Below are 14,063 nucleotides of genomic sequence, written 5' to 3'. Positions count from 1 at the left end.
AGAACCATGGCCGGCCATTCCAAATGGGCCAACACCAAGCACCGCAAGGCTGCTGTGGATGCCAAGCGCGCCAAGCTCAACGGGCGCTATATCAAGCAGATCGAGGTGGCGGCGCGCAACGGCGGCCCCGACCTCGCCGGCAACCCCGGGCTTGAGCTCGCCGTCTCCAAGGCGAAGAAGAACTCCGTGCCCAACGACAACATCGACCGGGCCATCAAGCGCGGCGCGGGACTCTCCGGGGACAGTGTGGAGTACGAGGAGATCACCTACGAGGTGCGCGGCCCGCAGGGCTCCGCCCTGCTCGTGGAGTGCCTCACCGACAACCGCAACCGCGCGGCTTCGGAGGTGCGCATCGCGGTGACCCGCTCCGGGGGCACCGTCGCGGACCCCGGCTCCGTGGCCTACATGTTCCAGCGCAAGGCCGTGGTGCAGCTGCCCAAGGCCGAGCTGAGCGAGGACGATGTCCTGGCCGCCGTGCTCGAGGCCGGCGTCGAGGACCTCATCGAACACGACGCCAGCTTCGAGATCCGGGCTGAGCCGCAGGACCTGCACGCGGTGCTCAAGGGCCTCGAGGAGGCCGGTATGAGCTGGGACAACGACGAGGTCGAGTTCGTCTCCGATGTCACCGTGGACCTCGACGTCGACGCCGCCAAGAAGTTCTTCAAGCTCCACGACGCGCTGGAGGACCTCGACGACGTGCAGAACGTGCACACCAACGCAGACCTCAGCGCGGAGACGCTGGCCGCCCTCGAAGCCGAAGACTGAGGCAGGCGCAGTCCCCATGCCTGAACAGACGATGATGCGGGGGCCTCGATGAGCCCGGCGGGCGTCGTCTCGGGCACCGCCGGAACCTCACGGACCGCGCAGCGGATCCTCGGGGTGGACCCTGGACTGACCCGCTGCGGCTTCGCCGTGGTGGAGATGAACCTCAACCGCACCGGCGAGTCCCTCCACGTGGAGGTCACCGGCACCAAGGCCGCGCAGGACCTCGCCGAGCGGATCCTGGCGATCCAGCGCTCCGCAGAGGCGCTGCTGGACCGGTACGCCCCGGACGTCCTGGCCATCGAGCGGGTCTTCGCGCAGAACAATGCGCCCACCGTGGTGGCCACCGCCCAGGCCTCCGGCGTGATCATCGCCGCCGCCGCCGCGCGGGGGATACCCGTGGCCTGGCACACCCCCTCGGAGGTCAAGGCCGCCGTCACCGACGACGGCAACGCCGATAAGCAGGCAGTGGCCCGGATGGTGCAGCGGATCCTGAAGCTCCCCGGCCTGCCCACCCCGGTGGACGCCACCGACGCCTACGCGGTGGCCATCTGCCACGGCTGGCGCTCCGGGATCGGCGCGCGGTTCAACATGTCGGGCTCCACGCAGACCCACCAGGGCGCCACCACCGCGCTGCAGCGTGTCCAGCAGGCAGCAAGTTCGAAGCCTGCCGGTTCGAAGTCTCCCGGGCCGAAGAGCGGAGCCAGGTCCGGCGCCGCGCTGACTCCCGCCCAGCGCGCCTGGATGGAAGCCGCCAAGCGGGCGCGCTAGAGTGTTCGAATACATGTTCTAATGGCGCCGGGGGCACCCCTGGTCCGTGACCAGTCGCCAGCGGCGACGGTGAGGTGAGAAATGATCTCTTCCATCCGTGGCGACGTGCTCCACGTCGGCACCGACCATGCAGTGGTCGAGGTCTCCGGCTTCGGCCTGCACGTCTCGGCCACCCCAAGGACCCTGGGAGAGCTGCACCGCGGAACCGAGGCCCGTCTGCACACCAGCTTCGTGCCGCGTCAGGACGATGCGCCGCTGCTCTTCGGCTTCTGCGAGCTCTCCGAGCGGATCATCTTCACCACTCTGGTCTCGATCTCCGGGATCGGACCCAGGATGGCGCTTGCAGTGCTGGCCGTGCACACTCCGCACGAGGTCCACCAGGCGATCGCCGAGTCCGACACCGCCGCATTCACCAGGGTCCCCGGCATCGGGAAGAAGACCGCGCAGCGGATCCTGCTCGAGCTCGCCGGCAAGCTGGTGATCGACGAGCCCGCCTCACCGGCGGCCGCCGCACCCGCTGAGCCTGAGGTGGCCGTACAGGTCCGCGAGGCGCTGGTCTCGCTGGGCTGGACCGAGAAGGACGCCCGCACCGGCGTGGAGAAGCTGCTGGCCGCTCAGCCGGATCTCGTCGAGGCCGATGTCTCCACCGTGCTGCGGCAGGCGCTGCGCAGCCTCGGAGGTGCCCGGTGAGCGCAGAGGCTCCCCGCGAACTGGTGGGCGGCAACTCGATGACCGAGGAGCGCGCCATGGAGGCGGCGCTGCGCCCGAAGGCGCTGAGCGACTTCGTCGGGCAGCAGACGGTGCGCCGTCAGCTCTCCCTGGTGCTGGAGTCCTCCCGGATCCGCGGCACCGCCTCAGACCATGTGCTGCTCTCCGGGCCTCCCGGTCTGGGCAAGACCACCCTGGCGATGATCATCGCCGCGGAGATGAACGCCCCGCTGCGGATCAGCTCCGGACCGGCCATCCAGCACGCCGGGGACCTCGCCGCGATCCTGTCCTCGCTGACCGAGGGTGAGGTGCTCTTCCTCGACGAGATCCACCGCATGTCCCGGCCGGCAGAGGAGCTGCTCTACATGGCCATGGAAGACTTCCGGGTCGATGTGATCGTCGGCAAGGGCGCCGGCGCGACGTCGATCCCGCTGGAGCTGCCGCCCTTCACCCTGGTGGGGGCCACCACCCGCGCGGGCCTGCTTCCCGGGCCGCTGCGCGACCGGTTCGGCTTCACCGGGCAGCTCGAGTTCTACAGCACCGACGAGCTCGAACTGGTGCTGCGCCGCTCCTCCGCGATGCTGGACATGAACGTCGCCGGTCAGGGATTCGCCGAGATCGCCGCGCGCTCCCGCGGGACCCCGCGCATCGCCAACCGGCTGCTCCGCCGGGTGCGGGACTGGGCGCTGGTCCACCGCGTGCCCCAGGTGGATCGGGCGACCGCCGCCGAGGCGCTGGAGATGTACGAGGTCGACGAGCGCGGCCTGGACCGGCTGGACCGGTCGGTGCTCGAGGCGCTGTGCCTGAAGTTCAACGGCGGGCCGGTGGGACTCTCCACTCTCGCTGTCCTCGTGGGGGAGGAGACCGAGACCGTGGAGACGGTGGCAGAGCCATACCTGGTGCGCGAGGGCCTGCTCGCCCGCACGCCGCGCGGGCGCGTCGCCACTGACCAGGCCTGGCGGCATCTGGGACTGACTCCGCCGGAGCGTCACCCTGATAGTCTGTCGGGTTGAATGCCCGGCCAGCTCCCACGGGTTGAAGATCCGCCAGCTGGCCGAGAACATCCCGCGACGAGAGATTGGCCCGATCCGTGAATGCTTCGCTCTACTACGCCCAGCTGTCAGCCGCTGAAGGCGGCGGCGGCGGTCCCGCGCTGGACCCGTTCCTGCTGATCATGATCGCCATCCTGGCGATCTTCATGTTCCTCACCTTCCGTCGTGGGAAGAAGATGCGCGACGAGCAGACCAAGGCCCGCGGCGGCGCCGTGGTCGGTGCCCAGGTGGTCACCGCCGGCGGAATGGTCGGCACCGTGGTGTCCCGCGATGAGGAGGCCCAGCGACTCACCCTGGAGTTCAGCTCCGGTGACCGCGTGGACTTCCTGATCGGCGCCATCCAGCAGGTGGTTGAACCCGCCGCCACCACAGAGGACTGATTCTCCTCCTATGGCTCCACGCACCCCCGTCGCGAAAGCTCGCGGCGCCCTGATCGCTCTGCTCGTGCTCCTGCTCGGCATGGGCGGGCTTCTTGCCTTCGCCGTACAGGACGACCGCGCCCAGTGGGCGCCGCTGCTCGCTCTGGACCTCGAAGGTGGCACCCAGATGGTCCTCTCACCACAGGTCGAGGGGGATGCGCAGATCGACGGCGAGCAGCTGGACCAAGCGGTGGAGATCATCCGTCAGCGTGTCGACGGCTCCGGCGTCACCGAATCCGAGATCGCCACGCAGGGCGCGGAGAACGTCGTCGTGGGCATGCCCGGCGTGCCCGACGAGGAGACCCGAGAACTGATCCAGGCCTCGGCGAACATGGAGTTCCGTCCCGTGATCCAGGTGGAGCAGGATCTCGACTTCCTGCAGCAGACGCTGCTCGACGACGAGGACCTCACCGAGGAGGAGGCCGAGGCGCTCGAGGAGGAGCTCGCGGCCACCGAGGAAGAGGGTGACGACGCACCGGCCGCTCAGCCCGAGGACTTCGAGGAGCCCACGGCGGAGCCGGAGAACGGCTCGGACCCGAACTGGATCACCCCCGAGGTCGCGGCCGATTTCGCGAACTTCACCTGCAGCACCGAGATCAGCCTCGAAGAGCGCGCCGCCGCAGCCGACGACGAGCCGCTCAGCGCCTGCGATCCCAATTCTGGCGTGAAATACCTGCTGGGGCCGGTGGAGGTCCCCGGGACCAACATCGCCGATTCCAGCTTCGGGATGGAGCAGTCACCCGGTGGCGGGTCCACCGGGCGCTGGGCCGTGACCATCAACTTCGACTCCGAGGGCACGGAGTCCTTCCGCGACACCACCACCCGCCTGGTCAACCTCGAGGCTCCGCGCAACCAGTTCGCCATCATGCTCGACGGGCAGGTCATCTCTGCCCCCACCACGCAGGCAGCGATCGTCGACGGCCGCCCGCAGATCACCGGTGACTTCACCGAGGAAGAGGCGCGCGGGCTCTCCGAACAGCTGCGCTACGGCTCGCTGCCGATCAGCTTCGAGATCGAGTCTGAACAGCAGATCTCCGCCACGCTCGGCGAGGAGCAGCTGCGGCTCGGCCTGATGGCCGGCATCATCGGCCTGGTCCTGGTCGCCGGCTACGCGTTGTTCCAGTACCGCGCACTGGGCCTGGTCACCATCGCCTCGCTGGTGGTCGCCGGCGTGATGACCTGGTGGGCCATCGCCCTGCTGGGCTGGACCGACGGATACCGGCTCTCCCTTGCCGGCATCGCAGGCCTGATCGTCTCGATCGGTCTGACCGCGGACTCCTTCATCGTGTACTTCGAACGCGTCAAGGACGAGCTGCGCGAGGGGAGATCTCTGCCCGGCGCCGTCGAAGCCGGCTGGGCCCGCGCCCGACGCACCATCCTCGCGTCCAAGGCCGTGAACATCATCGCCTCCGTGGTGCTCTACCTGGTGGCCGTGGGCAACGTGCGCGGCTTCGCCTTCACCCTCGGTCTGACCGCGATCATCGACATCATCCTGGTGTTCCTCTTCACCCACCCGCTGATGCAGCTGCTCGCCCGAAGGAAGTTCTTCGCCGCGGGCAAGCGGTTCTCCGGGCTCTCGGAGAAGGAGCTCGGGGTGGACGTGCTCTACCGCGGCCGTGGCCGCTTCGCCCGCAGCAGCGTGGTATCGGCAGGACCGGCGGGACCGATGACCCCGCGCGACTCCACCGCAGACCCCGGCGGTGGAGGGCTCCGGAGCAGTCCGCTGCCCAGATCGACAGAGAGCCCCGACGACGTGCGGGAGGCCCGGATCCGGGAGCTGCCAGAGATCTCAGATCACGAATGGGGCCAGATGACCATCGCCGAGCGGCGCCGCGCACGCGCCGCCGCAGCCCGACAGCGCAGCTCCGAGAAGACACCGAAAGACTCAGACACGCCGGATGAGCGCCTGGCCCCGCGTGAGACTGTGACATCTAGTGAGACCGAGGAGGACCGCTGATGGCTGCAGGATTCGCCAAGACCGGCAACCAGCTCTACACCGGTGAACGGTCCTACCCGTTCATCCAGCGATCAAACCTCTGGTTCCTGCTCGCCGGGATCCTGGTGCTCGCCTCGATCGCCGTGCCGTTCTTCCGCGGCGGGTTCAACCTCGGGATCGAGTTCACCGGCGGTTCGGAGTTCACGGTCTCGCAGACCGACAACACCGAGATCGCCGTCGGTGAGGACGCGGTGGCAGACATCTCCGGCCAGGAGGCCGTGGTCACCAATGTCGCGCCGAACACCGTGCGGGTGCAGACCGCCGAGCTCAGCGACACCGAGACCCTGGAGGTCGCCGAGGCGCTCCAGCAGGGTTACGGCGTCTCCGCCGAACAGGTCAGCTCCACCTTCATCGGCCCGGTCTGGGGCGAGCAGATCTCCCAACAGATGCTGCTGGGCCTGGTGATCTTCGTGGTGCTCGTCGCGCTCTACATGGCGTTCTACTTCCGCACCTGGACCATGTCCCTGGCCGCGATGCTCGGGCTGGGCTTCGTGGTGATCACCACGGTGGGCATCTACTCGCTCACCGGATTCGAGGTGACGCCCAGTGCGATCATCGGATTCCTCACGATCCTCTCCTATGCGCTCTACGACACCATGGTGGTCTTCGACAAGATCCGCGAGAACCTGGAGCCGCTGAAGGACCAGAAGGACCAGACGTTCACCGAACGGGTCAACCTGGCGGTAAACCAGACCCTGGTCCGTTCGCTGAACACCTCCGTGGTGGGCATCCTGCCGGTCGGCTCGATCCTGTTCATCGGCTCGATGCTGCTCGGCGCCGGCACGCTGCGCGACATCTCGCTTTCGCTCTTCGTCGGCATCATCGTGGGCACCCTGGCCACGATCTTCATCCAGGCCCCGCTCTACGCCCGGATGCGCCGCAACGACGGCGACATCAAGGCCCACACCGAAGAGGTGCTGAGGCTCCGCGCGCTCCGCGGCGTGCACGCGGTCACCTACTCCGGCACCGCGCTGGACGAGGACGGCCGTCCGGTGAAGTTCCCGCCTCTCCCAGAGCCCGAGCCGGAGGATGAGCCTGAGGAGGAAGACGGCTACCAGGTCCTCATTCAGGCCCCGCACGAGCACTGAGTCTCAACAGTGCCCAGAATGGGGCTACAATTGCCGACACGCCGTCTTCAGCATCCCGGCTCAGCCCTAGGGAAAGCAGGTCCGCACTGGTGAACGAGGAACGCCCGGCAGCAGAGGGCACCACGCGGCTCGCCGCAGCGAGCGCGGCCTCACCGCCCGTGGTCCGACGAGCGCGCGCCGTCGGAGTGGTCAGTGATGAGGCCTCTTCATCGCCGCTGCTCGAGCCGCTCCTGCGCGCCATGCGGGCCAACGATTCGCAGCAGGACTTCCCGCTGGTGCAGCGCGCCTTCGAGGTGGCCAATCACCACCACCGGGATCAGAAGCGCAAGAGCGGTGACCCCTACATCACCCACCCGGTGGCCGTGGCCACCATCCTCGCCGAGCTCGGCCTCACCGGCTCCACCCTGGCCGCGGCGCTGCTGCATGACACGGTCGAAGACACCGAGTACTCGCTGGAGCAGCTGACCAAGGAGTTCGGCGAAGAGATCGCGCTGCTCGTCGACGGCGTCACCAAGCTGGACAAGCTCAAGTTCGGCGACGCCGCGCAGGCCGAGACGGTGCGCAAGATGGTCCTGGCCATGGCCAAGGACATCCGGGTGCTGATGATCAAGCTCGCCGACCGGCTGCACAACGCGCGGACCTGGCGCTACGTGGCCGCGGAGTCCAGCGCCCGCAAGGCGAAGGAGACCCTGGAGATCTTCTCCCCGCTGGCCCACCGGCTCGGGATGAACACCATCAAATGGGAGCTCGAAGACCTCTCCTTCGCCGCCCTGTACCCCAAGGTCTATGAGGAGATCGTCCGACTGGTCGGGGATCGCACCCCGCAGCGTGAGAAGTTCCTCTCCGAGGTCCGCGAGACGATCGCCGACGACCTCAACGAGGCGTCCATCTCCGCGACCATCACGGGCCGTCCCAAGCACTACTATTCGATCTATCAGAAGATGATCGTGCGCGGCAAAGAGTTCGACGACATCCATGACCTGATGGGTGTGCGGGTGCTCGTGGACACCATCCGGGACTGCTACGCGGTCCTCGGCGCGCTGCACGCCCGCTGGAACCCGCTTCCGGGGCGGTTCAAGGACTACATCGCGATGCCGAAGTACAACATGTACCAGTCGCTGCATACCACTGTGCTCGGCCCGTCGGGCAAGCCGGTGGAGATCCAGATCCGCACCCACGAGATGCATCGCCGCGCCGAGTACGGCGTGGCCGCACACTGGAAGTACAAGCAGGACTTCTCCGCCACGGCGCCGCATTCGGCGGTCAACCAGCCCGCTGGTGGATCCCTCGCCGGGACCGCGACCCAGCAGTCCCAAGCCACCGAGGACATCGGCTGGCTGAGATCGCTGGTGGACTGGCAGTCCGAGACGAAGGATCCCGACGAGTTCCTCGATTCGCTGCGCTTCGAGATCAACGCCAAGGAAGTCTTCGTCTACACCCCCAAGGGTGAAGTCATGGCCCTGCCGGCGGGCTCCACCCCGGTGGACTTCGCCTACGCGATCCATACCGACGTCGGACACAAGACCATTGGGGCGAGGGTCAACGGCAAACTGGTGCCGCTGAACTCCGAGCTGCAGCACGGAGACTGGGTGGAGATCTTCACCTCCAAGTCCGAGACTGCGGGTCCCAGCAACGACTGGCTGATGTTCGTCAAGAGCCCACGGGCGCGGAACAAGATCCGACACTGGTTCTCCAAGGAGCGCCGCGAGGAGTCGATCGAGCGGGGCAAGGAGAGCCTGACCAAGGCCATCCGGAAGTCCCAGCTGCCGCTGCAGAAGGTGATGAACCCCGAGGTCCTCGACACCGTCGCCAGGCAGCTGCACTACACCGAGGTCGCCGGGCTCTACGCCGGGGTGGGGGAGGAGCACGTCTCCACCCAGAACGTCATCGAACACCTCACGGCGCTCTTCGAACCCGAGGAGGAGGAGTCCGAGGAGCACGACACCACCCCGATCACCTCCCCCGGCACTCCGACCAACCAGTACTCCGACGCGGGAGTCATCGTCAAGGGCGCCGGGAACGTGCTGGTCAAGCTGGCCCGCTGCTGCACCCCGGTGCCGCCGGATGAGATCGAAGGATTCGTCACTCGAGGCCAGGGGGTCTCGGTGCACCGCGGAGACTGCCGCAACGTCCAGCAGCTGCGCGAGCAGCCCGGACGTCTGGTGGAGGTCGAGTGGGCGCCGACGAAGTCCTCGGTGTTCCTCGTCGAGATCCAGGTCGAGGCGCTGGACCGCAAGTCGCTGCTCTCGGACGTGACCCGGATCCTGGCCGAGTCCCAGGTCAACATCCTCTCCGCCAGCGTGCAGACCTCGCGGGACAGGGTGGCGATCTCCCGTTTCTCCTTCGAGATGGGGGACCCCCGCTACCTGAACCACGTGTTGAACTCCGTGCGCCGCATCGACGGCGTCTATGACGTCTACCGCACCGTGGGCAAGCGCCGGGAACACTGACCCTGGGGCTCATTTATCGGTACTACGCCAAGCAGGCAGAACAGCTCCTCCGACCCAAGCGATTCTCTTCATCCGTGGGTGGGGTCGCTGAAATTTCGCTTCACCGACTGGAAGCGAACTGGGGATCATGCCGTGGAATTACCCCTGTTATCAGGTCGCGCGAGTGGGGAGCCAAATCTGCTGCTCAGAAACGCAACCATCCTCAAGCACGCGCTAAATGTGCCCCGGTGCGCCCAATCGCAGGCCGAAGTTTTCAAGGAAGCGGGACCGCCGGACGGCGTTTACCTGAACATCTTCGCCAGCAATCAGCAGGTGGCGGAGATCTTCATCCCAGAGTCCTGTGTTTCGGCCGCGGCCGTCACGGGCGCGGACCGCGCAGGCTCCGCCGGTGCAGAGGTTGCCGAGTTCATCTGCTCAAAGTCGCCCATCATGGAGCAGCCAACGGCGGCACCGAGCTGCTGGAAGCCACCCCGGTCGGCGCTGGCGCTCATCGAGGTGGGGAGGAAAGCACCTATGTGCACTCCGCTTCGGAGACCATAAGCACGTTGGAAGGCCTCGGCGCTTCGGTACACCACATCGATCTCCACGGGACCGTAGTGTTCAGTTTCGGAGCAAATGGGGTTGCCACGGTTGCGGTACCCTGACGTGGAGCTTCACGTCTGTCGACTTTCTGCGGACGTCGATCCTGTTGAGTCGACTTCTCCGTGGTTCGGTGGACGAGATATGGCTGGATCCCTTTTCGAATCTCCTGGTTTATTTGCCTTCTGCACAGCGCTTCGTCGAACAGGCCTGGGTTTTCGAGTTGGAGACCATGAGCAAAAATCGAGGGCGCGATCCCAGTCGTCACGACGAGCTGGACAGAGAGACGCGATTGCGAAGTTGCGAAGATCGCCAGAGACTAGGTGTACTCAGCCACGAGGCTGTTGACAGCGAGTGATGGGCGGATGGCCTCCAAGGGCGCTGTGTCGGCGCCGGTGGTTGTAGAAGTCTAACCACGGTCTAAGAGCTGCGGTCCGATCAGCCGTTGAGGTGTAGCGGCACCGATAGGCCCACCCCTCCTGCAGCGTGCGGTTGAACCGTTCGGCCTTCCCGTTCTGCCACGGATGTCGAGGTTTGGTCCGTAGGTGCTTGGCTCCGAGCCGGCCCAGCACCGATTGGAATGCTCGGGACCGGGTGTAGGCCAGCGCGTTATCAGTCATCACACGCTTCACCGGGGCCCCATGGGCGGCCATGAAGACCGCCGCTCGGGCCAGGAACTCCGCGCAGGTCTGCCCGGTCTCATCGAACAGCGCCTCGGCGTAAGCGAGCCGGGAGTGATCATCCACGGCCACGTGGACGTAGTCGAAGCCCACTTGCTGACGCCCGGTGTTGTGGACTTCGCGGGTCTGGCCTGATTGTGCCCTCCAACCGCCACCGGCCGGGATCCGGCCGATCTTCTTCACATCCACATGGATCAGATCCCCGGGGGCTGAGTGTCCGTATCGGTGCTCCGTGGCGCGGCCAGCACGGATCCGGTCTCCGGTGATCGGGTCCAACTCCCAGAGCCGAGGCCACCCAGCCTGGGCGATGATCCGCGAGATCGTGCGGGCCGGAACCCCGGTGCGCACGCGGAGGTCTGCGGGTCCTTCGCGGTGGTGTTCGCGGGCTTCGAGCACCTGGGCGACCTTCGCAGGGGTGGTGGCACCGGGGCTTCTGCGTGGTCGGGAGGACCGATCGATGAGCCCGGCGGGGCCTTCTTCACGATAGCGGCGCAGCCACCGGTAGGCCGCGGTGCGCGAGATGCCGAGTTCTTTGGCGACGTGGGCTGCTGGTTGGCCGTTGGTGACGCGTTGGACCAGCAGAAGTCGGCCATGTGGGGTCAGCCGGGAGTTGTGGTTCAGGGTGGGAATCCGGGCGGTACGGTGGGACACGGAGACCTCTTAGATCAGTTGGCTGCGTGTGGTAACCACCAACCTAAGAGGTCTCCGTCCTCTTCTCACGTGTCAATAAGGTCCTGGCTGAGTACACCTAGGCGCCGGAACGGACGACCACAATCTCCCTGATCTGCTGCACCGAGAGCATCTTGTCGGCATTCGGATCCCTGCGTTCCCGCCGCGTAGGTAGACGGTGGCGGTATGGGTGAAGAACCCCCGGGCTACGGGACCCTGCTCCTTGGGCCTATGGCTAGCCACAGCCTGGCCTACTTCGACCGGGCCGGCTTGCAGACCCTCGGCGACCGTTTCGTCAGGGCGGGGCGGGTTATAGCTGGCAATGGGGGGGGGGGGAACTCGAACCGGGAACCCAGGCTCCGTCGATGTAGTGCTGAAGGTGGACAGGGGGATTCATGCGCGCTCCTAGGAGTAGCGAAGGGACTAATGGGAGATGCGACCTCGCGTCAAAGCTGAGTGGGGCAGAGGAATCGGAGAAGAACCGGTCACGACTCTTGTCAGCGGAATGCGGGGATGCCGGTGATCTTCTGGCCCAGGATCAGGGTGTGGACCTCGTCGGTGCCCTCGTAGGTGCGCACGGATTCCAGGTTGTTGGCATGGCGCAGCGGCGAATAATCTAGGGTGACGCCGTTGCCGCCGAGGATGGTGCGGCATTCTCGGGCAATCTCGATGGCTTCACGGCAGTTGTTGAGCTTTCCCACGGAGATCTGGTGCGGCGCGAGCTGACCGGCGTCCTTCAAACGACCCAGGTGCAGGGCGAGCAGGAAGCCCTTGTTGATCTCCAGGGCCATGTTCACCAGCTTTGCCTGGGTCAGCTGGTAGCCGGCCAGAGGCTTGTCGAACTGCAACCGGTCCTTGGAGTAGTCCAGCGCGCTCTGCCAGGCGTCGCGTGCGGCACCCATGGCGCCCCAGATGATGCCGTATCGTGCCTCGTTCAGACATTCGAAGGGGGCGCGCAGCCCCTTCGCATCGGGGAGGATCGCGTCGGCGGGGAGCCGGACATTGTTGAGTTCGACGTCGCACTGGATGGAGGCGCGCATGGAGAGCTTGGGTTCGATGGGGGTGGCCTTGAAGCCAGCTGTGCCGGTGGGCACGACGAAGCCGCGCACGCCTTCGTCAGTCTGCGCCCAAATGATCGCGACCTGTGCCACTGAGGCGAGCCCGATCCAGCGTTTGGAGCCGTTAAGGATCCAGTCGTTTCCGTCGCGGCGGGCGAAGGTGGTCATGGCCGAGGGATCTGATCCTGCGGTCGGTTCGGTCAGTCCGAAGCATCCGATCGCCTCGCCGGCGGCCATCTGCGGAAGCCATTCCTGCTTGTGAGCTTCCGATCCGTGCTTGTAGATGGCGCTCATCGCCAGCGAACCCTGCACCGAAACGAATGTCCGTAGTCCGGAATCGCCGGCTTCGAGCTCGGCGGCGGCGAGACCATATTCCACAGCGGTGCGGCCGGCGCAGCCGTAGCCGGTGAGGTGCATGCCGAGCAGGCCGAGCTTGGCCATTTCGGGCACGATCTCCAGGGGAAATACCGCCTTCTCGTACCAGCCGGCGATGTTCGGTCTGATCGCGGAGTCGACGAAGGAGCGGACATCTGTCTGTAGCTGCCGTTCATCGTCCGTGAGGAGGGAATCGAGACCAATCAAATCACTGTCGAACATTTAGGAGCCTTTCATTGAGGTGGGCGAGGATGTCTCCACGAAGGTGTCGCCCTGGTGTTCGCCAAGGGCAGGTGGAATCTGGTGGTACCGAGGTTCCGCGTCCGAGAGTCGGATGGGATTGGTCAGTTGTCGGGACTGTCGTCCGGTATCCGGGTCGGTCATGACCACGGAAGGCGAGAGTCCGAGGCTATCGGCCAGTTCAAGTGCCTCGCCGATGGTGTTGACCTTTCCGGCGGGAACGCCGTTGGCCAGTAATCTCTGTTGCCACTGGATAGCAGTATCCTCGAGCAGAGCTTCTTCAAGGAGCGAACGCAACTCGGCACGGGATGCGACGCGCCGTTCATTGGTGTGGAATCGGGCGTCTTCCGCGAGGTCCGGGAGCCCGAGAGTTGTTATCAGGTCGCGAAACTGCCGGTCGTTGCCCACTGCGAGGGCCAGAGTGCCGTCTGCGGTGCGGTAAGTCTCATAGGGTGAAATGCTCGGATGGGCATTTCCCATGCGGCTGGGCGAAGTCCCAGTGGCCAAAGTAGCCGTGCCTTGATTTACCAGGGCAGCGATTAATGACGAAAGCAGGTTGACCTGCACCTCTTGGCCCTTGCCCGTCGCATCTCTGACCCGCAACGCCATCAAGATTCCAGCCAGAGCGTTTTGTCCGGTGAGCACGTCTACCAGTGCGACGCCCACCTTGCTCGGATCCGTCTCGGCTGCACCGGTGATGCTCATCAGCCCCCCTAGGGCTTGCACCAGGAGATCGTAACCAGGCAGCTCGGCACCGGGGCCCGTGCCGAAACCAGAAATAGAACAATAGATAAGATCAGGTTGTTCTAACGCGAGAGTTCTGTAATCCAATCCGAACTTCGCCATGACACCTGGACGGAAATTCTCCACTACGACGTGACAGCTGGACACCAGCTCCAGAGCGTAGGCGAGACCCTCGGGCGTCTTCAGATCCGCGAGCACGGATTTCTTGTTGCGGTTGACGCTAGAGAAGTACGTCCCAGTCCCATCCGTATCGACCGGAGGGACCCAAGCGCGTGTGTCGTCCCCGGTCGGGCTTTCTATCTTGATGACCTCGGCGCCGAAGTCCGCCAGCAACATCGTGCAGAGGGGACCCGCGAGGACGCGAGAAAAGTCCGCGACTCGGACACCCTTGAGCGGTTGCGGCGGTGCGGTTTCCGGCATGAGTTGTCCTCCTTGGACTCTTGTTACATGTTGCATGCAACACTACGAGGGG

At 65.8% G+C, this 14,063-nt stretch carries 12 protein-coding genes; 9 read left to right on the top strand and 3 right to left on the bottom strand.

Annotated elements, in window-relative coordinates; translation table 11 throughout:
* Nucleotides 1–6: 6 nt before the first annotated feature.
* The 9 genes from LTH96_RS06065 to LTH96_RS13275 all read left to right on the top strand — a co-directional run bounded on the left by LTH96_RS06065 (nt 7) and on the right by LTH96_RS13275 (nt 9,786).
* Nucleotides 7–765, top strand: a complete 759-nt coding sequence (locus LTH96_RS06065) for a YebC/PmpR family DNA-binding transcriptional regulator (protein ID WP_241464830.1) — start codon at nt 7–9, stop codon at nt 763–765.
* 48 nt (nt 766–813) lie between these two features.
* Nucleotides 814–1,533: a crossover junction endodeoxyribonuclease RuvC gene (ruvC, locus tag LTH96_RS06060; protein ID WP_241464829.1), complete on the top strand. Its 720-nt coding sequence runs from the start codon at nt 814–816 to the stop codon at nt 1,531–1,533.
* Nucleotides 1,534–1,614: 81 nt separating this feature from the next.
* Complete coding sequence (gene ruvA / locus LTH96_RS06055) at nt 1,615–2,223, top strand: Holliday junction branch migration protein RuvA (RefSeq protein WP_241464828.1); 609 nt, start codon at nt 1,615–1,617, stop codon at nt 2,221–2,223.
* A gap of 38 nt (nt 2,224–2,261) precedes the next feature.
* Nucleotides 2,262–3,254 carry a Holliday junction branch migration DNA helicase RuvB gene (gene ruvB / locus LTH96_RS06050; protein ID WP_241471085.1) on the top strand — a complete coding sequence of 331 codons (993 nt, stop codon included), beginning with the start codon at nt 2,262–2,264 and terminating at the stop codon, nt 3,252–3,254.
* Nucleotides 3,255–3,331: 77 nt separating this feature from the next.
* Complete coding sequence (gene yajC, locus LTH96_RS06045) at nt 3,332–3,673, top strand: preprotein translocase subunit YajC (RefSeq protein ID WP_241464827.1); 342 nt, start codon at nt 3,332–3,334, stop codon at nt 3,671–3,673.
* Nucleotides 3,674–3,683: 10 nt separating this feature from the next.
* The gene (gene secD, locus LTH96_RS06040; RefSeq protein WP_241464826.1) at nt 3,684–5,669 is read left to right on the top strand and encodes a protein translocase subunit SecD; all 1,986 of its coding nucleotides are present in this window, start codon (nt 3,684–3,686) and stop codon (nt 5,667–5,669) included.
* A complete protein-coding gene (gene secF / locus LTH96_RS06035) occupies nt 5,669–6,796 on the top strand; it encodes a protein translocase subunit SecF (RefSeq protein WP_241464825.1) in 1,128 nt (375 codons plus the stop codon). Before secD ends, secF begins: the two co-directional genes overlap by 1 nt.
* 158 nt (nt 6,797–6,954) lie before the next feature.
* Nucleotides 6,955–9,246, top strand: coding sequence for a bifunctional (p)ppGpp synthetase/guanosine-3',5'-bis(diphosphate) 3'-pyrophosphohydrolase (locus tag LTH96_RS06030; RefSeq protein WP_241465095.1), 2,292 nt, complete (start codon nt 6,955–6,957; stop codon nt 9,244–9,246).
* 78 nt (nt 9,247–9,324) lie between these two features.
* Complete coding sequence (locus LTH96_RS13275; protein ID WP_370644402.1) at nt 9,325–9,786, top strand: aldehyde dehydrogenase family protein; 462 nt, start codon at nt 9,325–9,327, stop codon at nt 9,784–9,786.
* A gap of 368 nt (nt 9,787–10,154) precedes the next feature.
* Here LTH96_RS13275 and LTH96_RS06020 read toward each other — a convergent pair whose 3' ends face one another.
* The 3 genes from LTH96_RS06020 to LTH96_RS06010 form a co-directional block, all read right to left on the bottom strand.
* Nucleotides 10,155–11,126: an IS481 family transposase gene (locus LTH96_RS06020; protein ID WP_241465094.1), complete on the bottom strand. Its 972-nt coding sequence runs from the start codon at nt 11,124–11,126 to the stop codon at nt 10,155–10,157.
* Nucleotides 11,127–11,671: 545 nt separating this feature from the next.
* Entirely contained in the window at nt 11,672–12,829 is a 1,158-nt protein-coding gene (locus LTH96_RS06015; RefSeq protein WP_241464823.1) for an acyl-CoA dehydrogenase family protein, read from the bottom strand.
* Nucleotides 12,830–14,011, bottom strand: a complete 1,182-nt coding sequence (locus tag LTH96_RS06010; protein WP_241464822.1) for a CaiB/BaiF CoA-transferase family protein — start codon at nt 14,009–14,011, stop codon at nt 12,830–12,832.
* Between the last annotated feature and the right edge of the window lie 52 nt (nt 14,012–14,063).

It is taken from the genome of Nesterenkonia sp. LB17 (genome assembly GCF_022565915.1).
In the GTDB taxonomy this organism is placed as follows: domain Bacteria; phylum Actinomycetota; class Actinomycetes; order Actinomycetales; family Micrococcaceae; genus Nesterenkonia.
The sequence above is the reverse complement of the archived record's forward strand: the minus strand, read 5'-3'. Positions and strand labels throughout refer to the sequence as shown.

What these genes read in the sequence shown, in the direction of transcription:
- LTH96_RS06065 (WP_241464830.1), top strand. Translation starts at nt 7, where the DNA reads ATGGCCGGCCATTCCAAATGGGCCAACACCAAGCACCGCAAGGCTGCT.
- ruvC (WP_241464829.1), top strand. Translation starts at nt 814, where the DNA reads ATGAGCCCGGCGGGCGTCGTCTCGGGCACCGCCGGAACCTCACGGACC.
- ruvA (WP_241464828.1), top strand. Translation starts at nt 1,615, where the DNA reads ATGATCTCTTCCATCCGTGGCGACGTGCTCCACGTCGGCACCGACCAT.
- ruvB (WP_241471085.1), top strand. Translation starts at nt 2,262, where the DNA reads ATGACCGAGGAGCGCGCCATGGAGGCGGCGCTGCGCCCGAAGGCGCTG.
- secD (WP_241464826.1), top strand. Translation starts at nt 3,684, where the DNA reads ATGGCTCCACGCACCCCCGTCGCGAAAGCTCGCGGCGCCCTGATCGCT.
- secF (WP_241464825.1), top strand. Translation starts at nt 5,669, where the DNA reads ATGGCTGCAGGATTCGCCAAGACCGGCAACCAGCTCTACACCGGTGAA.
- LTH96_RS06015 (WP_241464823.1), bottom strand. Translation starts at nt 12,829, where the DNA reads ATGTTCGACAGTGATTTGATTGGTCTCGATTCCCTCCTCACGGACGAT.
- LTH96_RS06010 (WP_241464822.1), bottom strand. Translation starts at nt 14,011, where the DNA reads ATGCCGGAAACCGCACCGCCGCAACCGCTCAAGGGTGTCCGAGTCGCG.